Source organism: Bordetella genomosp. 2 (assembly GCF_002261345.1).
Taxonomy (GTDB): Bacteria; Pseudomonadota; Gammaproteobacteria; order Burkholderiales; family Burkholderiaceae_B; genus Bordetella_A.
On sequence record NZ_NEVT01000006.1, the window covers coordinates 1,305,133 to 1,327,356 of the forward strand.

Annotated in this window: 23 protein-coding genes; 10 read left to right on the forward strand and 13 right to left on the reverse strand. The window is 69.4% G+C overall.

What is annotated here, in order from left to right:
* Positions 1-4: 4 nt before the first annotated feature.
* Genes CAL24_RS16375 through CAL24_RS16385 form a run of 3 tightly spaced genes read right to left on the reverse strand, consistent with a single transcriptional unit; the run spans position 5 to position 931 of the window.
* The gene (locus tag CAL24_RS16375; RefSeq protein WP_028353268.1) at positions 5-283 is read right to left on the reverse strand and encodes a 2Fe-2S iron-sulfur cluster-binding protein; all 279 of its coding nucleotides are present in this window, start codon (positions 281-283) and stop codon (positions 5-7) included.
* A gap of 4 nt (positions 284-287) precedes the next feature.
* Positions 288-617: a hypothetical protein gene (locus CAL24_RS16380; protein WP_028353267.1), complete on the reverse strand. Its 330-nt coding sequence runs from the start codon at positions 615-617 to the stop codon at positions 288-290.
* Positions 618-631: 14 nt separating this feature from the next.
* Positions 632-931 (reverse strand): 2Fe-2S iron-sulfur cluster-binding protein, encoded by a 300-nt coding sequence (locus CAL24_RS16385; protein ID WP_028353266.1) that lies wholly within the window; start codon positions 929-931, stop codon positions 632-634.
* A 275-nt stretch (positions 932-1,206) separates the two neighbouring features.
* Between CAL24_RS16385 and CAL24_RS16390 the strand changes: the two genes are divergently transcribed.
* The 6 genes from CAL24_RS16390 (at position 1,207) to CAL24_RS16415 (ending at position 7,212) form a co-directional block, all read left to right on the forward strand.
* The gene (locus CAL24_RS16390) at positions 1,207-1,935 is read left to right on the forward strand and encodes a TenA family transcriptional regulator (protein WP_028353265.1); all 729 of its coding nucleotides are present in this window, start codon (positions 1,207-1,209) and stop codon (positions 1,933-1,935) included.
* A gap of 61 nt (positions 1,936-1,996) precedes the next feature.
* Positions 1,997-3,454 (forward strand): aldehyde dehydrogenase family protein, encoded by a 1,458-nt coding sequence (locus tag CAL24_RS16395; RefSeq protein WP_094807212.1) that lies wholly within the window; start codon positions 1,997-1,999, stop codon positions 3,452-3,454.
* Between the two features lie 38 nt (positions 3,455-3,492).
* Positions 3,493-3,969, forward strand: coding sequence for a GlcG/HbpS family heme-binding protein (locus CAL24_RS16400; protein WP_028353263.1), 477 nt, complete (start codon positions 3,493-3,495; stop codon positions 3,967-3,969).
* A gap of 25 nt (positions 3,970-3,994) precedes the next feature.
* A complete protein-coding gene (locus CAL24_RS16405) occupies positions 3,995-4,990 on the forward strand; it encodes a 2Fe-2S iron-sulfur cluster-binding protein (protein WP_094807213.1) in 996 nt (331 codons plus the stop codon).
* Between the two features lie 31 nt (positions 4,991-5,021).
* Complete coding sequence (locus CAL24_RS16410) at positions 5,022-5,801, forward strand: SDR family oxidoreductase (RefSeq protein WP_094807214.1); 780 nt, start codon at positions 5,022-5,024, stop codon at positions 5,799-5,801.
* A gap of 148 nt (positions 5,802-5,949) precedes the next feature.
* Positions 5,950-7,212 carry an MFS transporter gene (locus tag CAL24_RS16415; RefSeq protein WP_028353260.1) on the forward strand — a complete coding sequence of 421 codons (1,263 nt, stop codon included), beginning with the start codon at positions 5,950-5,952 and terminating at the stop codon, positions 7,210-7,212.
* A gap of 18 nt (positions 7,213-7,230) precedes the next feature.
* On the opposite strand, the gene CAL24_RS16420 is transcribed toward CAL24_RS16415, so the two are convergent.
* From CAL24_RS16420 to CAL24_RS16430, 3 genes are all read right to left on the reverse strand, one after another.
* Positions 7,231-7,872: a VOC family protein gene (locus CAL24_RS16420; protein WP_094807215.1), complete on the reverse strand. Its 642-nt coding sequence runs from the start codon at positions 7,870-7,872 to the stop codon at positions 7,231-7,233.
* A 45-nt stretch (positions 7,873-7,917) separates the two neighbouring features.
* Positions 7,918-8,454, reverse strand: coding sequence for a cysteine hydrolase family protein (locus CAL24_RS16425; RefSeq protein WP_028353258.1), 537 nt, complete (start codon positions 8,452-8,454; stop codon positions 7,918-7,920).
* A gap of 80 nt (positions 8,455-8,534) precedes the next feature.
* Positions 8,535-10,091: an AMP-binding protein gene (locus tag CAL24_RS16430; RefSeq protein WP_028353257.1), complete on the reverse strand. Its 1,557-nt coding sequence runs from the start codon at positions 10,089-10,091 to the stop codon at positions 8,535-8,537.
* A gap of 218 nt (positions 10,092-10,309) precedes the next feature.
* Here CAL24_RS16430 and CAL24_RS16435 point away from each other — a divergent pair, with 218 nt between their 5' ends.
* The gene (locus tag CAL24_RS16435; RefSeq protein WP_170947096.1) at positions 10,310-11,296 is read left to right on the forward strand and encodes a Bug family tripartite tricarboxylate transporter substrate binding protein; all 987 of its coding nucleotides are present in this window, start codon (positions 10,310-10,312) and stop codon (positions 11,294-11,296) included.
* A gap of 13 nt (positions 11,297-11,309) precedes the next feature.
* Here the strand turns inward: CAL24_RS16435 and CAL24_RS16440 are convergent, their stop codons facing one another.
* Positions 11,310-12,221: a LysR family transcriptional regulator gene (locus CAL24_RS16440; protein WP_094807217.1), complete on the reverse strand. Its 912-nt coding sequence runs from the start codon at positions 12,219-12,221 to the stop codon at positions 11,310-11,312.
* Between the two features lie 92 nt (positions 12,222-12,313).
* Between CAL24_RS16440 and CAL24_RS16445 the strand changes: the two genes are divergently transcribed.
* A complete protein-coding gene (locus CAL24_RS16445) occupies positions 12,314-13,492 on the forward strand; it encodes an acyl-CoA dehydrogenase family protein (RefSeq protein ID WP_094807218.1) in 1,179 nt (392 codons plus the stop codon).
* A gap of 14 nt (positions 13,493-13,506) precedes the next feature.
* On the opposite strand, the gene lpdA is transcribed toward CAL24_RS16445, so the two are convergent.
* The 4 genes from lpdA to CAL24_RS16465 are packed head-to-tail and all read right to left on the reverse strand — an operon-like array spanning position 13,507 to position 18,572.
* Entirely contained in the window at positions 13,507-14,904 is a 1,398-nt protein-coding gene (gene lpdA, locus CAL24_RS16450) for a dihydrolipoyl dehydrogenase (protein ID WP_094807219.1), read from the reverse strand.
* Positions 14,901-16,292 carry a dihydrolipoamide acetyltransferase family protein gene (locus tag CAL24_RS16455; protein WP_028353252.1) on the reverse strand — a complete coding sequence of 464 codons (1,392 nt, stop codon included), beginning with the start codon at positions 16,290-16,292 and terminating at the stop codon, positions 14,901-14,903. Before CAL24_RS16455 ends, lpdA begins: the two co-directional genes overlap by 4 nt.
* 1 nt (position 16,293) lies before the next feature.
* The gene (locus CAL24_RS16460; protein ID WP_028353251.1) at positions 16,294-17,337 is read right to left on the reverse strand and encodes an alpha-ketoacid dehydrogenase subunit beta; all 1,044 of its coding nucleotides are present in this window, start codon (positions 17,335-17,337) and stop codon (positions 16,294-16,296) included.
* Between the two features lie 2 nt (positions 17,338-17,339).
* Positions 17,340-18,572: a 3-methyl-2-oxobutanoate dehydrogenase (2-methylpropanoyl-transferring) subunit alpha gene (locus tag CAL24_RS16465; RefSeq protein WP_028353250.1), complete on the reverse strand. Its 1,233-nt coding sequence runs from the start codon at positions 18,570-18,572 to the stop codon at positions 17,340-17,342.
* 247 nt (positions 18,573-18,819) lie between these two features.
* Here CAL24_RS16465 and CAL24_RS16470 point away from each other — a divergent pair, with 247 nt between their 5' ends.
* Both CAL24_RS16470 and CAL24_RS16475 read left to right on the forward strand, forming a co-directional pair.
* The gene (locus CAL24_RS16470; RefSeq protein ID WP_028353249.1) at positions 18,820-19,479 is read left to right on the forward strand and encodes a glutathione S-transferase family protein; all 660 of its coding nucleotides are present in this window, start codon (positions 18,820-18,822) and stop codon (positions 19,477-19,479) included.
* A gap of 28 nt (positions 19,480-19,507) precedes the next feature.
* Positions 19,508-19,891: an RNA-binding S4 domain-containing protein gene (locus tag CAL24_RS16475; RefSeq protein ID WP_028353248.1), complete on the forward strand. Its 384-nt coding sequence runs from the start codon at positions 19,508-19,510 to the stop codon at positions 19,889-19,891.
* 51 nt (positions 19,892-19,942) lie between these two features.
* On the opposite strand, the gene CAL24_RS16480 is transcribed toward CAL24_RS16475, so the two are convergent.
* Positions 19,943-20,860 carry a pyridoxal-phosphate dependent enzyme gene (locus tag CAL24_RS16480; protein WP_028353247.1) on the reverse strand — a complete coding sequence of 306 codons (918 nt, stop codon included), beginning with the start codon at positions 20,858-20,860 and terminating at the stop codon, positions 19,943-19,945.
* An 8-nt stretch (positions 20,861-20,868) separates the two neighbouring features.
* Complete coding sequence (locus CAL24_RS16485) at positions 20,869-22,212, reverse strand: MFS transporter (RefSeq protein ID WP_249278553.1); 1,344 nt, start codon at positions 22,210-22,212, stop codon at positions 20,869-20,871.
* Between the last annotated feature and the right edge of the window lie 12 nt (positions 22,213-22,224).

Consider the following 22,224-nt stretch of genomic DNA (forward strand, 5'->3'; position numbering starts at 1 on the left):
GGCGCTACCAGGACACGGAAATGTCGCCGTGCACGAATGTCTGGCACGCCAGGCGGCGGCCCTGCGCCAGCTGTTCCTCGGTCAGGTGCTTGCGTTCCTTGGGTTTGATCTCGTCGACGTTTTCGCGGCCGCTCTCGATCGTGCACTTGCAGGTGCCGCACAGCCCCCCGCCGCACTTGAACGGAATGCCGCCCTGCGCGCGCAGCGAGGCGCGCAGCAAGTTGGTCTTCTCGGCGATCTCGGCGGTCTTGCCTTGGTTGGTGATGAAAGTGATGCGGATCATGAGTCTAGGGCCGGTTGATATCGGAAGGCGCCGCCGCGAGGTCGGCGGCCTGCAGGCGGGCATCCAGCCCGCCAAACGCGCACAGCTGGTCCAGCTCGCGGCGCGCCGCGTCATAACTGTCGAAGCGTTCCAGGAATTTCGACGGCACCCAGTTGACCGTGCCGCTGCCGTCCTCTTCGACGACCCGCACGCGCGTCTCCCGGTGCAGGCGCCCGATCTCGAAATGCGCGCGCACGCGCCCGCACAGGATGTAGTCCCACGCCTCCAGCAGCGCGATATCGGCGCCCGCCTCGGTGCGATACTGGCCGGGCTTGGAAGTCAGGATGACGTACATGTGAGTCCGCTCCTTCAGGCCGCCGCTTCCTGGCGCAGTTCGATGTCGTGCTCCAGCCAGAGCTGGCAGACCAGCCGGTAGCCCTGCTCCAGGCGCTCGCCCAGCTGCTTCTTTTCCTTCCAGTTGGGCGGCGGCAGGTGCTCGGCCCCCGCCACGACTTTGCAGGCGCAGCGCGCGCACTTGCCCATGCCGCACTCATAGCTCAGGTGCGGGAACGGGAACTGCTTGATCCCGGCCCGCACGACCAGGTTCGAGCCCGCCTTGACCTCATCCGTATAGGTCTGGCCGTTCTTGTGGAATATGACTCGGGGCATGACACATCTCCTGCGCGGCGTGTTGGCGCGATATAAGTATACTGTATACGATTATCAAAGCAGCCGCCAATAAGCGTAAATCCCTATCCGCCGGCGCGCGGCCCGCTTCATAGAGAGAACCACGCCATTCCTCCGGGGACACGGGCATCGGTTACGGGTTATCCCTGATGCGAATGCATTGACTTGCGCCCTGTCTGGTATACAGTATTCTACATCGTCGCATTCCAGCATGACCCGAGACTTGCGGCGGCCCATCCACTACCGAGGTAATAGCCATGACTGAACTGATGAATCGCGACGACTTCCGCTCCGCGCTCGAGAACGCCATCAAGGGCAAGAGCGCCAACAAGGCACCCTTCAGCGTCGCCTGGGCCGAAGGCAAGCTCAGCCGCGCCCACCTGGCGCGCTGGGCGGAAAACCACTATCACTATGTCGGACCGTTCGCCGACTACCTCGGCTACTTGTATGCGCGCACGCCCGACCACATGACCGAGGCGAAGGACTTCCTGCTGGCCAATATGTACGAGGAAGAGATCGGCGGCGACCGCCATACCGATCTGCTGATCCGCTTCGCCGAAGCCTGCGGCACGACGCGCGAGCGCGTGGTCGACCCCGACAACATGTCGCCCACCACGCGCGGCCTGCAGGCCTGGTGCTACACCGTCGCCATGCGCGAGGACCCGGTGGTCGCGGTGGCGGGCCTGGTGGTCGGCCTGGAATCGCAGGTGCCTTCCATCTACCGCAAGCAGACGCCCACGCTGCGCGAGAAGTACGGCTTCACCGACGAGGAAGTGGAGTTCTTCGACCTGCACATCGTGTCCGACGAAATCCACGGCGAGCGCGGCTACCAGATCGTGCTGGAGCATGCCAACACACCGGAGCTGCAGGCCAAGTGCCTGCGCATCTGCGAAATCGGCGCGCAGATGCGGCTGCTGTACACCACCGCGCTGTACTACGACTACGTGGCCAACGACGTGCCGCGCGAGGAGCTCGCGCTGGCCTGAGCCGCCGGGGCGCCGCCGCGCGGCGCCCCGCCCATCACCGAACCATCACCCGAGCAGCGGCATGACCGACTCCATCACGCATTACCAGAACTACATCGACGGCCAGTGGCAGCCCTGCCAGTCCGGCCGGACGTTCGACAACATCAACCCGGCGGACACCGGAATGGTGGTCGGGCGCTTCCAGGCGTCCGGCGCGGCCGATGCCGAAGCCGCGGTGGCCGCCGCGACCCGCGCGTTCCATGCCTGGCGCGCCACGCCCATCGGCAAGCGCGCCAAGATCCTGAACGAGGCCGCCAGTTACCTGGAGGCCAATGCGGCCCGTTTCGCCGAGGACCTGACCCTGGAGGAAGGCAAGGCGCTGGCGCAGGCGCGCGACGAGATCCTGCGCAGCGCGCAGACCCTGCGCTTCTACGCGGTGGAAGGCCAGACCTTCGGCGGCGAGACCTACCCGCAGGATGACCCGCTGCAGTACGTATACAGCCATCGCGAGCCGCTCGGCGTGGTCACCGTCATCTCGCCGTGGAATTTCCCGGCTTCCATACCGGCGCGCAAGCTGGCGCCCGCGCTGATCACCGGCAACACCGTGGTGTTCAAGCCGTCGTCGGACGCGCCGCTGAGCGGCCTGCACCTGGTCGAGGCGCTGGCCCATGCCGGCATACCCGCCGGGGTGGTCAACTGCGTCACCGGGCGCGCCGCCGACGTGGGCCCGGTCATCACCACTTCGCGCGCCGTGCGGGCCATTTCGTTCACCGGCTCGACCCAGGCCGGCGCCCACATCCACCGCAGCGTGCACCTGACGACCCGGCTGCAAATGGAGCTGGGCGGCAAGAACCCGCTGATCGTCATGGAAGACGCCGACCTGGACGCCGCCGTCGACCTCGCCATCAAGGGCGGCTTCTCGCTGACCGGGCAGGCCTGCACGGGCACCAGCCGCATCGTGGCCGTCGCCGAGATCAAGCAGCGCTTCACCGAGAAGCTGCTGGCGCGCATCCGCACCCTGAAGATCGGCCCCGGCATGGCGGCCGGCATGGACCTGGGGCCGCTGGCCACCGCCAAGCAGCTCGACACGGTCCTGCAGTACATCGAGATCGGCCGCGCCGAGGCTACCCACCTGTGCGGCGGCGAACGCCTCAGCGGCGGCGACTACGAGCGCGGCTACTACGTGGCGCCCGCCGTGTTCACCGACGTGACGCAGGACATGCGCATCGCGCGCGAGGAAATTTTCGGACCGGTGCTGGCCATCATCGAGGCGCGCGACTTCCAGGACGCCCTGGCCAAGGCCAACGACACCGAATACGGGCTGTCGGCCGCCATCGCCACGCGCAACCCGCACTACATGCACGTGTTCGCGCACGACATCGAGGCGGGAACCGTGAAGATCAACCGCACCACCACCGGCAACCTGGTCAACGCGCCGTTCGGCGGGCTGAAGCACTCCAGCACGTCGACCTTCCGCGAGTCGGGCCGGGCCGGCCTGGACTTCTTCACCCAGATCAAGACGATCTACCGCGGCATCTGAGCCGCCGCCATGCCCATTCACTGACTACGGATCGAACCATGAAGAACGCATTGAAACTTGAATTGACCGAAGCCCGCGCCATGGCCGCCGCGGCGCTGGAAAAGGCGCGCGAGATCGGCGTGACCGAGACCGTCTGCATCACCGACGAGGGCGGCTTCCCGATCGTCATGGAGCGCATGGACGGCGCGCGCGTCACCGGTCCGCAGATCGCCTGGAACAAGGCATTCACCGCCGCCGGGCACAAGCGCTCCACGCACTTGTTCAATACGCCCCCCAATGGCCCCGCCCTGCCGGGCAACGAAGCATTCGGCATCCAGTGGAGCTTCGACGGCAAGTTCGCGGTGTTCGTGGGCGGATACCCCATCGTGGTCAACGGCGAGGTCATCGGCGGCGTCGGGCTGTCCGGCGGCAACGGCGAACAGGACACGGCCTGCGGCGTCGCCGCGCTGCAGGCGCTGCGCGACCTGCTGCAGGGCAAGGCCGAAGTCGTGGTCCAGGCCGACATCAAGAAATAACGCCGCAGCGCGACAGGAAACCGACATGGCACACCGCGTCCTGTGGCTGCAAAGCCAGCAACAATTCGACGTCGCCGACGGCGAGACCATCCTGGCGGCGGCCAGCCGCCAGGGCGTCGAGCTGCCGCACGAATGCACCTTCGGCGGCTGCGGCACCTGCCGCATCCAGGTGCTGCAAGGCCGGGTCGACTACGAGGAACTGCCCCTGGCCCTGAGCGAAGAGGAACATGCGCAGGGCCAGGGGCTGGCCTGCCAGGCGCGCGCCCTGTCGGACCTGGTCATCAGCGTGGAACGGCCGGCCGGCTATTCCGAGCCGACGCTGGTCGATGCCGAGGTCGCCGAGCTGCGCCTGCTGAGCCCCGACATCTATCACCTGCAGCTGCAGTTGCCGGCCGATCACGGCATCGTCTACCGCCCCGGGCAATACCTGAACATCCACCTGGACGACGCCGGCCATCGCAGTTTCTCGATGGCCAATCCGCCCGACGCCGGCCGGGTGGACCTGCAGATCCGCCGCATTGCCGGCGGCTACTTCACCGACCGCCTGCTGGGCGGCATGCGGGTCGGCCAGCGCCTGCGCGTCGAGATGCCGCACGGCGCCTTCCACTATCACGCGCAGGACTACCGGCCGATGGTGTTCGCCGCCACGGGCACCGGCATTGCGCCCATCAAGGCGATCCTGGAGTCGCTGCTGGACGACGACGATTGCCCGCCCGTGAGCTTGTACTGGGGCATGCGCGGCGAGCAGGACCTGTACCTGGCCGAGCAGATCGCCAGCTGGCGTGACCGGCTCTACGAGTTCGACTTCGTGCCGGTGCTGTCGCGCCCCTCTGGCGCCTGGCGCGGCCGCGCCGGCTACGTGCAGGACGCCATCCTGCAGGACCTGCCCGACCTGTCCGAGCACTCGCTGTACTTGTGCGGCTCGCCCGCCATGATCCAGGACGCCAAGGCCCGCTTCGCCCGCGCCGGCGCCGACGCGGCGCATTTGTACGCCGACAGCTTCGTGTTCCAATCGCACTGATTCTTCACAACCCTCGACAGCAGGAACAGCCATGGAACTCGGAATCAGCGGACGCTCGGCACTGGTCTTCGGCGGCAGCCAGGGCATGGGGCGCGCCACCGCCCGCCGCCTGGCCCAGGAAGGCGCGCGGGTGGTGATCGCCGCCCGCACACTGCAAACCCTGCGGGCCGCGGCCGAGGAACTGTCCGCCGAAACCGGCCAGCGCGTCGACTACGTGGTGGCCGACATCACCACCGCCACCGGCCACGACGCCGCCCTGGCCGCCTGCCCGGCGCCCGACATCCTGGTGACCAACGCCGACGGCTTTCCGCCGGGCGACTTCCGCGACTGGGACAAGGCCACCTGGCACGCCGCGCTGGACGCCATGATGCTCGGCCCCATCGAGCTGATCCGCCGCGTGGTGGACGACATGCAGCAACGCGGCTACGGCCGCATCGTCAATATCGTGTCGCGCAGCGTCAAGGCGCCGCACGCCGAACTGGGGCTGTCGAACGGCGCGCGCGCCGGCCTGATCGGCTTCGTGGGCGGCCTGGCGCGCCAGACCATCCGCAACAATGTCACCATCAACAATGTGCTGCCGGGCGCCTTCGACACCGGCGCGCAGCAGCGCCACATCGAAAAGCTGTCCCAGACCTCCGGGCGCCCGTACGAGGAAATCCGCCAGGCCCGCATGGCGGCCAACCCCGCCGGCCGTTTCGGCCGCGCCGACGAAGTCGGCGCGCTGGTCGCATACCTGGCCTCCGACCTGGCCGGCTACATTACCGGCCAGAGCTGGCTGATCGACGGCGGCGAATACCCCGGCACCTACTGAATCCGGCCGCCGGACGCGTCCTTTCGCTCCCCCCCGCCGAAAGTTCGCTGACCGAACGCCGCGCCAGCGCGGCCGCCCAAAAAGGCGCACAATCGCGCCTGGGCCGCCACGCAACGGCGGCCACGCTAACAAGATTCAGGAGACCAAGGTGGCTGGGACACGTATCGGCGGCTGGTATTTCGGGTGGAACATCGTGGCGGCGGCCACCCTCCTCACTCTGCTGACCGTGGGCATGCGCATGGGCGTCGGCCCGTTCTTCCTGCCCATGGCGCAGGACCTCGGCTTCAGCCGCAGCCTGCTGTCGAGCATCGTGGCCATCGGCATGCTCTGCTATGGCCTGGGCATGCCGCTGGCCGGCGTGCTGGTGGCGCGCCACGGCACGCGTTTCGTGCTGCTGCTGGGCACCGTCATCGTCGCGGCTTCCATCGTCTGGACGGTCAAGGCGCGCGACCCGTTCAGCTTTTTCCTCGCGTTCGGGGTGCTGATGTCGCTGGGCCTGGCCTTCACCAGCCCGGTGGCGCTCACGCCGGTGCTGACCCGCTGGTTCACGCGGCGACGCGGCATGGCGCTGTTCTTCCTGTCCACCGGCTCGATGGCCGGCATCGCCATCATGACGCCCGCCCTCACCTACGCCGTCGAGTCCACCAGCTGGCAAACCGCGCTGCTGGGCTTCGCCGCGGTGTTCACCGTGCTGACCGTGCCGATGGCGCTGTTCGTGATCCGCGACCATGCGCCGCCGCACGCCGACCTGACACCCGAGCAGGTCGCCGCCCGGCCCGCCGGCACGGGCGCGGCCCTGCCGGAAAGCCTGAAATTCCGCGAGGCCACGCGCACCGCGCCGTTCTGGACGATCACCCTGGGCCTGTTCGCCTGTGGCTTCAGCATGAACCTGCTGGGCACGCACGGCATCCCCATGCTGATGGACCACGGCTTCGACGCCACCACCAGCTCGCTGGGCATCGGCCTGATCGGCCTGGTGGCCATCTTCAGCACCCTGGTGCTGGGCCGCGTTTCCGACGCCCTGCCGCGCCGCAAGATCCTCGCCACCATCTACCTGGTCCGCGGCCTGGGCTTCTTCGCGCTGATGATCGTGGGCACGCACTGGGAACTGTACGTGGCGGCCGCCATCGGCGGCGTGGTGTGGTCGGGCAGCATCGCCATGTCGTCGGCCATCCTGGCCGACATATACGGTGTGCGTCTGGTCGGCGTGCTGTACGGCTGTGCCTACCTGGGGCACCAGGTGGGCGCGATGATCAGCTCCTGGCTGGGCGGCTGGGGCTACGAGACCTTCGGCACCCACTGGGTGGCGTTCGGCAGCGCGGGCGCCCTGCTGCTTGCCGCCGCGCTCATCGCGCTGCGCCTGCCGGCGCAGGGCTACACCCTGATGGCGGCGCCGCGCATGGCGCACTGAGGCGCGCTGCCCGGCTCGTCACCAGGCCCCCAGCGTCCGCACGCCGCCGGCGGTGCGGATGCGCGCCCGCAGCTGCGGCGCGGCGCCGGCCGGCAGGCCGCGCACCGCCACGTCGCCGGCAAACGCCACCGCGTCGAGCATGGCGCGCACGCGCGCCGGGTCGGGGTGCCAGACCTCCAGCGCCTCCAGCGCGCAGCCCGCGTCGGGCAGCGCGCTGGCCGGATGCGGCTCGGCATCCCATTGGATCAGCGTGGGCGCGGCGCCCTGGCACGGCAGGCTGCCATCGGCCGGAATGGTGATGCGCCAGGACAACGCGCCGCGCGTCATCGGCTCGATCTCGCCCACTTCCGCGCCGCAGGCCGCGCGCGCCGCGCCGATGTCATCGGTGCGCGCCACCCAGGTCGCCAGCCGCGCGGGCGCGCCCGCGCCGAGCCGGTCCAGCTCGAACCAGCGCGGCCGCGCCGGCCGCGGCGCGGCCGGGTCCGGCGCGATGACCTCCAGGTAGACGTCGTCGCCCAGCCGCAGCAGCAGGTTGTGCGTGCCCATGCGCGGATGCGCGCCGCCCGGCCCGGGCCGCACGCCCAGCGCGCGTTCGACGAAATCGGCGCCGGTGGCCAGGTCGGGGGCCGCCACGGCGATGTGGTCCAGCAAGGTTTGCATGCGAACTCCTGGTGGGTCGAGCGGCGGCGCGCGGCCGCCCGCTGATTACGCGAATGCCACCTGCGCCGCCGGCACCGCGACGATGCGCGGGCCGAAACTCGAAATGGCCGGCAGCGTCATGTTGTGATGCAGGCGTATCGCCGCGGCGTCGGCGTGCGGCTTGTCGTGCGTGGTATGCGCGTCGGCCGCCAGCACCACCTCGTACCCGCGCGCGGCCGCCTGGCGCACCGTGGTGTCGACACAGAATTCGGAGGCATAGCCGCACACCACCAGGCGCGCCACGGCATGCTGCTGCAGCAGGGCCGCCAGCCCGGTGCGCAGGAAGGCGTCGGCCGTGGTCTTGCCCACGACCCGGTCGTCCGGCTGCCGGTCCAGTTCGCGCAACAACTGCCAGCCGGCCGAGCCGTGCGCCAGGCTGGCGTCGGCAGACTCATGCTGGATGTAGATCACCGGCGCGCCCTGCCGGCGGGCGCGCGCGGCCAGCTCGTTGATGCGCGCCACGGTGGCATCCGCGTCGCCCGGACGCGGCGCGGGGCGGAACAGGCCTTCTTGGACGTCGATGACCAGCAAAGCGCACGACATGGCGGGCTCCAGGCGGAAAGCGGCCAGTCTACCGCGCCGCGCCGGCCGCGCAAACCGGCGCCGGCCCGCGCCAGCGGGCCCTAGCCGACCTTGCGCTCGTGGCCCTGCCAGTAGGCGTCGCGCAGCGGCTTGCGCGCCAGCTTGCCGTTGGCGTTCTTCGGCAGCTCGGCCACGATGTCGATGCTGCGCGGCTTCTTGAAGTCGGCCAGGTGCGCGCGGCAATGCGCCATCAGCGCCGCCTCGTCCGCCTGCGCCCCGGGCTTGAGCACCAGCACGGCCTTGACCGCCTCGCCCCATTTGTCGTCCGGAATGCCGAACACGCAGGCCTCGTACACCTCGGGATGCTGGTAGAGCGCCTGTTCCACTTCGGTGGGATACACGTTGAAGCCGCCGGTGATGATCATGTCCTTCTTGCGGTCGACGATGTAGACGAAGCCTTCGTCATCCATGCGGGCCAGGTCGCCGGTATGCAGCCAGCCGTCGCGCAGGGCCTGCGCCGACAGCTCGGGTTCGCCCCAGTACCCGGCGAACACGTCGGGCCCGCGCACGGTGATTTCGCCCACTTCGCCGCAGCCCACCGGCTGGCCCTGCTCGTCGACCAGGCGCAGCTCGCCTTCGCCGAACAGGCGGCCGCAGGAGGACAGCCGCTCGGGACGCGCGGCCAGCGCATGCGCATGGTCGGCAGTGCTCAGCAGGGCCAGGCCGCCGGTGGTCTCGCCCGTGCCATAGCCCTGGCTGAGCTTGGGCCCCAGGGCTTCCCAGGCCTCGCGCACGCGCGCCGGCGCCATGGGCGCGCCGCCATAGGAAATCTGCCGCAACGCGCCGAGGTCGCGGCGCCGCAGGCTGGGCTCGGCGATCAGCATGTTGATCATGGTCGGCACCATGAAGCTGAACGCCGCGCGGTGGCGCTCGGCCGATGCGAGGAAGGCCTCCGGGTCGAAGCGGTCGTGCAGCAGGATGGTGCCGCCCTGGAACAGGAACGGCTGCATGAACATGCCGCTGGCATGCGTGATGGGCCCGGCCAGCGCCAGCACCTCGCCGGGGTTGGCCCGCATGCGGCCCATCACCACCTTGCGCAGCGAGGCCATGCGATTGCCTACTGTCTGCATGGCGGCCTTCAGCTTGCCGGTGGACCCCGAGGTGAAATGCAGCACCGCCAGGTCGCTCTCGGCCATCTCCACATCCGGATTGCGGTCCGCGCCCGCCGCGATGAAGGACTCATAGGGCCGCCAGCCGGCCACGCTGTCGACGCCGGTGACGATCATGTGCCGGACGCTGTCCAGCTCCTGCCGCACGGCGGCCACCTCCTCGCTATGGGCAGGGTCGACGATGAACACGCTGGCCTGCGCGTTGTTCACCGTGTCGACCACTTCGCGGCTGGACAGGCGCGCGTTCAGCGCCACCTTGACCAGCCCCGCCTTGTACAGGGCGCACTCCAGCTCGATGATCTCCGGACAGTTCCAGGCCTGCACGGCCACCCGGTCGCCCTTGGCGAGCCCGAGCCCCAGCAAGGCGTTGGCGAGCCGGTTCGAGCGCGTATCCAGCTCACCGAAGCTGACCGTGCGGTCGCCGAAGATGATGGCGGGACGGTCGCGCCAGTAAGCCGCGTTGCGGCTGGTATATCGTCCTTGGTTCATGCGGATGCCTCCATCGTTTCCGTAGCGCGATGGTGGCGGCTGCGCGGCGCCCGCCGGATAACCCCGCCGCGAATCTCCATGCCGCCGCGTTATCGGGGCGCGCCATACCGGACGGTTATCGAGATCGACGCGCGCGGCATCGCTGCATGCCGCGCGACGGGTTAAATCTAGCCGGCAGCATGCTCGCAAGCCTGCTTATCAATATCCAGGAGACATTCGTGCAACTATCCAACTTCCGCCCCTGGCTGGCCGTGGCCGCCCTGGCCGGCAGCCTGGCGGCCCTGCTGCCGGGCGGCGCGCAAGCCGGCGCCTACCCCGACCGTCCGATCCGCCTGGTGGTGCCGTTCACCGCCGGCGGCCAGTTCGACTATATTGCCCGCCTGGTGGCCGAGCCGCTGGGCCGCGAGCTGGGCCAGAACATCATCGTCGAGAATGTCGGCGGCGGCGGCGGCAGCATCGGCGGCGCCAAGGTGGCGAATGCGCCGCCGGACGGCTACACCCTGCTGGAGTACGGCGGCAATTTCGCCATCGCCAAGCACCTGTCGCCCAAGCTGACCTTCGATCCCATCGCCGACCTGGTCCCGGTGGCCGGCATCAGCCTGTCGCCGCACGTCATCCTGGTCAACAGCAGCCTGCCCATCCATAGCCTGGCGGACCTGGCGGCATACGCCAAGGCGCATCCCGGCCAGCTCAGCTACGGCAGCCCCGGCGTGGGCTCGTCCATGCACCTCACCTTCGAGGCGGTCAAGCAGCATTTCGGCATCGACGCCCTGCACGTGCCCTATCGCGGCGGCAGCAATATGATCAACGACCTGGCGGGCGGCCAGGTCGGCGTCGGCATCATCGCGGTCGCGCCGGCCATGCCGTTCATCGAGGGCGGCAAGGTGCGGCCCATCGCCGTCACCAGCCGCGAGCGCGCCGGCTCCCTGCCCGACGTGCCCACGGTTGCGGAAGCCGGCTACGACGACTTCGAAAGCGGCAGCTGGGGCGGCATCGCCGTGCCCAAGGGCACCCCGCAGGCGATCGTGGACCGGCTCAACCAGGCCCTGGTGAAGGCGGTCGCGCAGCCGGACGTCCAGCGGGCGCTGGAATCCCAGTCGTTCAAGCCGATCGCGGGATCGCAGCAGCAGTTCCGCGAGCTGATCGCGGCCGAGGCGGACCGCTACGGCCCGCTCATCGAGCGGCTCGGCCTGCGCAACCAATAGCCGCCGCCAGGCTTCAGCCGCGCGGCTGGGCGGCGCCGGCGCGCTCGCGCAGGATCTCGATCAGCCGTTGCGCCAGCGGCGATTGATAGCCGCCGCGGCGCGTCATGATGCCGACCTCGCGGTGCCAGGTAACGTCGTCCAGCGGCACCGCCGCCAGGCCCTGGCCGGCTTCCGAGCGCAGCGTGATCTCGCTGATGACGGTCAGCAGGTCGGTGTTGTGCAGGATGCTGACCAGGCTCGCCACCGAGGAATTCGACTCGATGACGATCTCGGGCCGGGGCGCGCCGCGCTGCTCGAAGCGCGTTTCGAGCCAGCGGCGCGAGGCGACCTGCAGGCCGGGCAGCATCCAGCCATGGCCGGCCAGGTGTTCGAAGCGGATCCTGGCCCGGTCGAACAAGGGGTGCCCGCGGCGCGCCGCCACGAACAGGCGGTCGCGGAACAGCGGGATGCGGTCGAACTCGGCCGGCGCGGCCGAGTCGTGCAGCGAGCTGATGGAGAAATCCAGTTCGCCCTGGCGCAGCGCCGGGATCAGCGCATCGTTGAGCGACACCATCACGTTGACCTTGGCGGCCGGCCGCTGGGCCAGTAGCTCGACACAGGCCCCGTTGAAGACCGGCTCGACCAGCAGCGGCGTGACGCCCACCCGCACCAGCCCGATGCTGCCGCGATGCAGGTCGCCCGCCTCGCGCAGCGCCTCGTCCAGTTCGCGGCGCGCCTGCATGCTGCGCTGGTAGAACGCCTTGCCCGGCATGGTCAGCTCCATGCCCTTGGGCGTGCGCACGAACAGCTGCAGCTTGAGCTCTTCTTCGAGGCGGCGTATGCCCTTGGTCAGGGCCGGCTGGCTGATGCCCATGCCGTCGGCCGCGCGTCCTACGTGCCCGGCGCGGGCCACCGCCAGGAAATAGTCCAGATCTTCGAGTCGCACGATTCCGCCTGGTTATCAAGAACAGGAAAAAGATAATCGCGAACCAGCACGGGACTGTCAAGCTGCGTGGACATCCGAAGGAGACACGCACCATGGCACAGGACACCCCGACACTGGCGGATTTGCGCGAGCGCCTGCACCGCTATCTGCACGACGAGCTGCTTCCCATGGAACGCTCGCAAGGCCTGGGCTACGAAGACGAATTCCCGCGCGCGCTGGTCCGCTCGATCTGGCAGCGCTCGCGCGCCCTCGGCCTGTACGGCCTGCAATTGCCCCGCGAGCTGGGCGGCCAGGGGCTGTCCTACCGCGACTTGTGCGTGCTGAAGGACGATGCGGCGGCCTCGGGCGCCATTCTGTTTCCGCATGTGCTGGGCGACTGGGGCGGCCCGTCGCGCGTGGGCAACCTGGTGCGCTACGCCACGCCCTACCAGCTCGAGCGCTACATCATGCCGGTGATCAACGCGGAACGCGGCGCCTGTTTCGCCATGACCGAGCCGCAATCGGGCTCGGACGCCACCAGCCTGCGCACCCTGGCGGTGGCGGACGGCGACGACTACATCGTGACCGGCGTGAAGCATTTCATCACGGCGTCGATGTTCGCCGACTTCGCCGTGACGATGTGCGTGACCGACCCGGACAAGGGCGTGGACGGCATCTCGGCCATCTTGATCGACCTGGACCAGCCCGGCGTGCGGCTGGTGCACGACTGCGTGCCGATGACCGGCCAGTATGTGGATGCCGATATCGTGCTGGAGCAGGTGCGCGTGCCGAAGAAGAACCTGATCGGCCAGCCCGGCGCGGGTTTTCGCATTGCCATGAACCGCGTCAGCGTCAACCGGCTGCTGCACTGCCCCACCATGATCGGCCTGGCGCGCCAGGCCTTCCGGATGGCGGTGGACTACGCCCGCACGCGCCAGCAATTCGGCGGCCCCATCAGCCGCTTCCAGGCCATCCAGCACATGCTGGCCGACATGGCCACGGCCCTGTATGCGTGCGAACAAATGGTGCTGGCGGCCGCCGAACGCGCCGACGCCGGCGAGGACGTGCGCGAACTGGCCGCCATGTGCAAGCTGTTCGTGTCCGAGCGCTGCTTCGAGATCGCCGACAAGGCCATGCAGATCCACGGCAACGTCGGCGTGACCAAGAACCACCCGGTCGAATTCATCTTCCGCCGGCTGCGGCTGTACCGCATCGTCACGGGCACCAGCGAGATCCAGCGCAACACCATCGCCAAGGGACTACTGGCGGCGGCCGAACGCCAGCCGGGCTGACGCCCGGCCGGCGCTCAGATGTGCAGCGCGTGTCCCAGCGCCCGCAGGGCCGCCTCCTGCACCGCCTCGCCCAGCGTGGGGTGCGCATGGATGGTGCCCGCCACATCCTCCAGCCGCGCGCCCATTTCCAGGGACTGCGAGAACGCCGCGGCCAGCTCGGACACTCCGCGCCCCACCGCCTGCCAGCCGACGATCAGGTGATTGTCGCGCCGCGCCACCACGCGCACGAAGCCGTCGGTGGCGTCGAGCGTCATGGCCCGCCCATTGGCGGCGAACGGGAATGCCGCCGCCAGGCAGTCGAGCCCGGCGGCCTGGGCCTGCGACGGCGCCAGGCCGGCCGTGATGATTTCCGGATCCGTGAAGCAGACCGCGGGAATCGCCGCGGGCGCGAAGCGGCGCCGCTGGCCGGCCACCAGTTCGGCCACCATCTCGCCCTGCGCCATGGCGCGATGCGCCAGCATGGGCTCGCCGGCGATATCGCCGATGGCCCACACATTGCGCATCGAAGTGCGGCACTGGTCGTCGATGCGCAGCGCATTGCCGGCGCGGTCCAGCTGCAGCGCCTCGAGCCCCCAGCCCTGGGTGCGGGGCCGCCGCCCGATGGCCAGCAATACCTGGTCGGCCGGCAACGCGGTTTCGACGCCGGAAGCGTCCTGCACCCGCACGGCGTCGCCCGCCGCATTCATGCCCAGCACCTTGCGCCCCAGGCACAACTGCACGCCCATGCGCGCCAGGGCGGCCGCCACCGGCTTGGTCAGCTCGGCGTCGTAGGTGGGCAGGATGCGGTCCTGCGCCTCCACCACGGTCACTTCGGCGCCCAGCTTGCGATACACCGTGCCCAGCTCCAGGCCGATATAGCCGCCGCCCACCACCACCAGGCGTCCCGGTATGGCCGTGGGCGACAGGGCCTCGGTCGAGGAAATGACCTTGCCGCCGAACGGCATCGAGGGCAGCGGCATGGGCTCGGAGCCGGCCGCCAGCAACAGGTGTTCGCACTGGATGCGTTGCGCGCCCTGGCCGGTATCGACCTCGACGGTCTTGCCGTCGAGCACGCGCGCCCAGCCGCGCACCAGTTGCACGCCGTTCTTCTTCAGCAGCGCCTCGACGCCGCCGGTCAGGCGGCTGACGATGCCGTCTTTCCAGGCCACCGTGCGGGCGATGTCGATGACGGGCGCCTGCACCGAGATGCCCAGCGGCGACGCGCCGGCATATTCGCGCGCCCGCTCATACTCCTGGGCCGCGTGGATCAGCGCCTTGGACGGAATGCAGCCGATGTTCAGGCAGGTGCCGCCGGGTTGCCGGCCTTCCACCACGATGGTGGGCACGCCCAGCTGCCCGGCGCGGATGGCCGCCACATAGCCGCCGGGTCCGCCGCCGATCACCAGCAGGGTTGTGGTCCGGGTCTCGCTCATGACGCCTCCACGAAAAGCAGCGCGGGCTGTTCCAGCAGCGCGCGCACCGCCTGGATGAATTGCGCCGCGTCCATGCCGTCGACCACGCGATGGTCGAACGACGAGGACAGGTTCATCAATTTGCGCGCCACGACCGCGCCCTGCCGGATCACCGGCCGTTCGACGATGCGGTTGACCCCGACGATGCCGACTTCGGGATGATTGATCACCGGCGTGCTGACGATGCCGCCCAGCGCGCCCAGGCTGGTGAGCGTGATGGTGGAGCCCGTCAGCGCGTCGCGCTCGGCCTTGCCGCTGCGCACGGCTTGCGCCAGCCGGGCGATTTCCTCGCCCAGCGACCAGATGTCGCGCGCCTCGGCATGGCGCAGTACCGGCACGATCAGGCCGCCGTCGGTCTGCGTGGCCACGCCCAGGTGCACCGCGCCGTAGCGCGTGACCACGCCGGCCTCGTCGTCATAGCGGGCGTTGATCTGCGGAAAATCGCGCAGCGCGATCACCATGGCGCGCGCCAGCAGCGGCAGCAGCGTCAGCTTGCCGCGCGACTCGCCATACTTGCGGTTCAACTGCGCACGCAGGTCTTCCAGCTCGGTGACGTCGATTTCCTCGACATAGCTGAAGTGCGGAATGCGGCGTTTCGACTCCTGCATCTTCTGGGCGATCTTGCGGCGCAGGCCGACTACCGGCACCTGCTGCTCGTCGTGCCGCTCGGCATAGCCGGAACGGGCGGCCGGCGCGGCCGCCCGCTGTCCTTGCAGGTAGGCGTCCAGGTCTTCGTGCAGGATGCGCCCGGCCGGGCCGGAGCCGTGCACGAAGCGCAGTTCGATGCCCATGTCCCAGGCGCGCTTGCGCACCGCGGGCGAGGCCAACGGCCGCTCGCCCGGCTGGCGGGCCGGCGCGGACGGCTGGGCCGCCCTGGCCGGCGCCTTATCCGCCGGCAGCGCCGCCCCCGGGGCGGCGGGCGCGCCGCTGGCCATGTCCGCGGCGATCCTCCCGGCGATCCCGCCGGGCGGCCGCGCCGGCGCTTGCGCGGCGGCCTGGCCGGGCGCGTCGGCAGCGCGCGCGGCCGTCGGCGCGTCGGCCGCCTCGACCGGGGCCGGCGGTTGCGCCGGACCGGCCGGCGCGGCCTCGGCCCGGGCATTGCCGGCGCCCTCGACTTCCAGGCGGATCAATTCGCTGCCCACCGCCATGGTGTCGCCGACCGTGCCGCCCAGCGCCACCACCTTGCCCACCACGGGCGACGGAATCTCGACGGTGGCCTTGTCGGTCATGACGTCGGCCAGCGGCTGGTCCTCGGCGACGGTGTCGCCCACGGTGACGTGCCAGCCCACCAGTTCCACTTCGGCGATGCCTTCGCCGATGTCGGGCATCTTGATGATGTGAATTCCCATGTCAGGCCTCCATCACGCGTTGCAGCGCCGCGCCCACGCGGGCCGGCCCGGGGAAATACGCCCATTCCTGCGCATGCGGGTAAGGCGTGTCCCAGCCGGTGACGCGTTCGATAGGCGCTTCCAGGTGGTGGAAGCAATGTTCCTGCACCAGCGACACCAGCTCGGCGCCAAAGCCGCAAGTGCGGGTGGCCTCGTGCACCACCACGCAGCGGCCGGTCTTGCGCACCGACTCGACAATGGTGTCCAGGTCCAGCGGCCACAGGCTGCGCAGGTCGATGATCTCGGCATCCAGGCCGGTCTCCTCGGCGGCGGCCAGCGATACGTGCACGGTGGTGCCGTAGGTCAGCACCGTCAGTTCGCTGCCCGGCCGCACAATGGCGGCCGATTCCAGCGGCACGGTGTAGTAGCCGGTCGGCACCTGGCTGGCGGGATGCTTGCTCCACGGCGTGACCGGCTGGTCGTGGTGGCCATCGAACGGGCCGTTGTACAAGCGCTTGGGCTCCAGGAAGATCACCGGGTCGTCGCTCTCGATGGCGGCGATCAGCAGGCCCTTGGCGTCGTACGGGTTGGACGGCAGCACGGTGCGCAGGCCGCACACCTGCGTGAACATGGCTTCGGGACTCTGGCTGTGCGTCTGCCCGCCGTAGATGCCGCCGCCGCACGGCATGCGGATGGTCATGGGCGCGATGAATTCGCCGGCCGAGCGGTAACGCAGCCGCGCGGCTTCCGACACGATCTGGTCGGAGGCCGGATAGAAATAATCCGCGAACTGGATCTCGCACACCGGCCGCAGGCCGTAGGCGCCCATGCCCACCGCCACGCCGACGATGCCGCCCTCGGAAATGGGCGCGTCGAACACGCGCGAGGTGCCGTACTTGGCCTGCAGGCCCTCGGTGCAGCGGAACACGCCGCCGAAATAGCCGACGTCCTGGCCGAACACCACCACGTTGCTGTCGCGTTCCAGCATGACATCCATGGCCGAACGCAAAGCCTGGATCATGGTCATCGACGTGGTCGCCGGACCCATATTCTTGTCGCTCGCCATGATCAGACTCCCAGCTCTTGGCGCTGCCGGCGCAGATGCTCCGGCATGTCCTTGTACACGTCCTCGAAAATGCTGGCGGCGCTGGGCACGTGCCCGTCCACCAGCGTGCCGTAGCTCTCGGCCTCTTTCTGGGCGGCCAGGATCTCGGCCTCGAGCTCGGCCTTGAGCTCGTCGTGCTGGCGGTCCGACCAGATCCCCAGGCCGACCAGGTGCTGCTTGAAGCGCGCGATCGGGTCGCCCAGCGGGAAGTGGCTCCAGTCGTCGCCGGGACGGTACTTGGACGGGTCGTCGGAAGTGGAATGCGGGCCGGCCCGGTAGGTGACCCATTCGATCAGCGTCGGGCCCAGGTTGCGGCGGGCGCGCTCGGCGGCCCACTGCGAGGCGGCGTACACCGCCAGGAAGTCATTGCCGTCCACCCGCAGCGACGCGATGCCGCAGCCCACGCCGCGGCCGGCAAAGGTCGTGCCTTCGCCGCCGGCGATGGCCTGGAAGGTGGAGATGGCCCACTGGTTGTTGACCACGTTCAGAATGACCGGCGCGCGGTACACGTGCGCGAAGGTCAGCGCGGTGTGGAAATCGGCCTCGGCCGTGGCGCCGTCGCCGATCCAGGCCGACGCGATGCGGGTGTCGCCCTTGATGGCCGAGGCCATGCCCCAGCCCACCGCCTGGATGAACTGGGTGGCCAGGTTGCCCGAGATGGTGAAGAACCCCGCTTCGCGCTTCGAATACATGACCGGCAGCTGGCGGCCCTTGAGCGGGTCGCGCTCGTTGGACATGAGCTGGCACATCATTTCGACCAGCGACACATCGCGGGTCAGCAGGATGCTCTGCTGCCGGTACGTGGGAAAGCACATGTCGCCCGGCTCCAGCGCCAGCGCGTGGGCCGAGCCGATCGCCTCCTCGCCCAGGCTCTGCATATAGAATGAGATCTTCTTCTGGCGCTGCGCGGTGAGCATGCGCGCGTCGAAGATGCGGGTCTTGAGCATGGCGCGCATGCCGGCCCGCAGCACCTCGGGCGCCAGGTCCGGCGCCCAGGGGCCGACCGCGCGGCCATCGTCGTCCAGCACGCGCACCAGCCGATAGGCCAGCTCGCCGGTGTCGACCGCGGCAACGTCAATGGGGGGCTTGGGAATCTCGCCGGCCGGCGAGAGGCGCAGATAAGAGAAATCGGTCTTGCAACCCGGCCGTCCGGTGGGCTCGGGGACGTGCAATTTCAATGGCCCGTATTGGCTCATGTATTGTCTCCACGCTTGATTGTGTCATGCGTTGTCTGGTGCAAAGGCCGGCTGCTGGAGGTAACCGCGCAGTCGGCCGCAGCCGGATCGCGAGCGGGGTAAACGCGGCGCGTCCGGCATGAAACAGATTAGCACAAGCCCGGGGCGGCGAACGGGCGGCCGCCCCGGCCAGGATGTCGATTCCGGGCCGCGCCGTTCGTCGTCTGTCAGGACGAACCCGTCCCGTCCCAACCAGGAGACTGCGAACATGGCTCTGCAACTGTTTTTCCACCCCTTTTCCTCGTATTGCCAGAAGGCGCTCATCGCGTTCTATGAAAACGCCATCCCGTTCGAGCCGCAGTTGCTCGAAGGCCCCGACAGCCCGGCCATGCGGCGGCTGGCCGAACTGTGGCCGATGAAGCGCTTTCCGCTGCTGGTGGACGGCGCGCACACCGTCATGGAGGCGACCTGCATCATCGAGCACCTGGCGGTGCACCACCCCGGCCCGTTGCGGCTGATCCCGGCCGACCCGGCCGCCGCCCTGCAAGTGCGCATGCTGGACCGGTTCTTCGACAACTACGTCGCCACGCCGCAGCAGAAGGTCGTGTTCGACGCCCTGCGCCCGCCCGAGGCGCGCGACCCCCATGGCGTGCGGCAGGCGCGCGACATGCTGGAAACTTCCTATGCCTGGCTGGAGCGCATGCTGCCAGGCCGGACCTGGGCCGCCGGGCCGGATTTCACCCTGGCCGACTGCGCCGCCGCGCCCTTCCTGTTCTACGCCGACTGGACCCACCCCATCGGCGACGCCTACCCCAACGTCGCCGCCTACCGCCGCCGGCTGCTGCAGCGGCCGTCGTTCGCGCGAGCGGTCGACGAGGCGCGGCCGTACCGGGCATTCTTCCCGCTGGGCGCGCCGGACCGCGATTGAGCGGCGGCCGGCCGCTAGAATGACGCCTATGGCAGACAAAATGCGACTCGACAAATGGCTGTGGGCGGCCCGCTTCTACAAGACCCGCAGCCTGGCCGCGCAGGAAATCGGCAAGGGGCGGGTGCTGGTCAACGACCAGCCCGCCAAGCCCGCGCGCGAAATCGCCGTCGGCGACCTGGTCAGCGTGCGCAAGGAAGACCCCGCCATCCAGGCGCGGGTGCGCGCGCTGAGCGCCGTGCGCGGCCCGGCGCCGGTGGCGCGCCAACTGTATGAAGAAACGCCCGGCAGCATTGCCGCGCGCGAACGGGCCGCGGAACTGCGGCGCCTGGCCCCGGAACCCGCCCACGGCATCGCCGCGGGGCGGCCGACCAAGCGCGACCGCCGCCTGATCGACCTGATGCGGGGCAAGTGACCGCGCCGCGCGTCGCCGCATTCGGCGGCGGCGCGCGGCCCGCCCGGCCGGTCAGGTCGCGGCCAGCCAGCGGTTCAGCTGCTCGCGGGTCACGCCCACGCCGCCGCACACCACGACAACCGCGCTGCGCGCCTCCGGATACTGCGTGCGCACGGCCTGCAGGCCGGCAATCGAGGCGCCGCAGGCCGGTTCGGTCAGCAAGCGATGCGCATCCAGCAGGTCCGCGCTGCCGCGTATGGCCGCCGCGTCGCCGACCACGTGGCTCTTGACGGTCAATTCCTCCGCCAGCGCCAGCGCCTGCGAGCACACGCGCCGGGCTCCCAGCGATGTAGCCACCGTGCTGATCGCATCGATTTCCACTGGCCGGCCGGCAGCCAGGGCAGCGGCATACGAGGCGGCGCCGGCCGTTTCCACGGCCAGGATCCCCGTTGCGTCCCAGCCGTTGCGCCGCAGGCCGGCCGCCACGCCTGCCAGCAGGCCGCCGCCGCCCACCGAGCAGATGATCACGTCCGGCCGGTCCATTTGCGCGGCCAGCTCGTCAACCAGGGTGCCGTGCCCTTCCCAGAGCAGCGGATCGTCGAATGGGTGGATGAAGGCCGAATCCGGCGTCAGCAGGGACAGCGCGTGTTCGTTGGCTTCCTGCCAGCTACGGCCATGCACGATGACGTGCGCGCCTTCCTGGCCGATCAGGCTCTTGGCGCGCTCCGAAGTCGTGGCGGGCACCACGACGACGACCTCGGCCCCCAGCCGCCGGCCGGCATAGGCGACGGCATAGCCGGCGTTGCCGCCGGACGAGGATATGAAACGTCGCGCGCCGTCCGCCATCTTGCGCGCGCAGGCATGGCCCACGCCGCGTATTTTGAACGAACCGCTGGGCTGGACGCATTCCAGTTTCAGCGAGACATCGAGCCCGACGGCCGCGCCGAGTTCGATCGAATGCAGGACAGGAGTCAGGACATGTAATGACATGGGCATACCTATTGCCGGCCACGGCCGGCATGCTCAGGGAAAATCGCCGCGCCCGCCACGGCGGCCGCGGCCGCGAACCCGACATACCAGACCGGCGCAAGCGAGCTGCCTGTCACGCCGATCAGCCAGGTGGCGATGAAGGACGCGAATCCGCCAAACAGCGTAACCGCGAAGTTATAGGCGATGGAGACACCGGTCGAACGGACATCGGCCGGAAACAACGCGGCGATCGCGCCGCTGGCGGGTCCGGTGAAGGCCGCCAGAATGACCGCGAAGATACATTGCACCGCAACCAGGACCATCGTCCCCGGCGCGGCCGCAAGCCATGCCATCAGGGGATAGCACAGCGCCATCATCGCCAGCGCCGCAGCCAGCAGGATCGGACGCGGCCCCCAGCGGTCCGCGGCGATGGCGAAGAGGGGCAGGAAAAATGCGGCCGTCAGCAGCGCGGCCGAATTGCTCAACAACGAGACGGTCGCCGGCAAATGCAGCTCGCGCACCGCGTAGGTCGGCATGTACACCAGGAAAAAATACGTGCCCACCGTCCACAGGATCGTGATGCAGAAACCTGCCAGGGTCTCGCGCGGATAACGTCGGACCGCGCTCCAGGGAGAGGCGGCCGCCTCGGAGCCCTGCTCCCGGCGCCGGGCCAGGACCTGCGCGAACTCCCGCGGTTCCTCGGTATGCCGGCGGATATACCAGCCGACCGGCCCGATCACCAGCCCCAGCGCGAACGGCAGGCGCCAGCCCCAGGACTCCAGGTCGGCGGGCGACATCCAGCCGTTGACCGCGGCGCCGACCAGCGACCCCAGCAACAAGGCGAGCAACTGCGTCAATTGCTGGAAACTGGCATAGAGCATGCGGCGCTGGCGGGGCGCGTGCTCGATCAGGAAAGCCACGGCCGTACCCATCTCGCCGCCGGCCGAGAAACCCTGGATCAGGCGCGCCACGACGATGAGGGCCGGCGCCCACAAGCCGATGGTTGCGTAGGCCGGCGTGAACGTGATGATGGCAGTGCCCAGCACCATGGTGGAGATCGCCCAGTTCAGCGCCACCCGGCGGCCCAGCCGGTCGGCCACCGTGCCCAGCACCAGGGCGCCGACCGGGCGCATCGCGAATCCGACGCCGAACGTGGCGACGGCCAGCAGCAGCGAGACCCATTCTGATTCGGCGGGAAAGAACAGCCGCGACAACAGCACGGAAAAGTAGCCGTACAGCGCGAAGTCATACCATTCGAGCATGCAGCCGACCGTGGCCGCGACGACCGCCTTGCGGTCCACGCGTTCGGCGGCAGGCATGGCCGCGCAGTTGGCGGCGCCGGAGGGCAGCCTGTGCCCGGCGGACAAACTCATCGCTGATCTCCC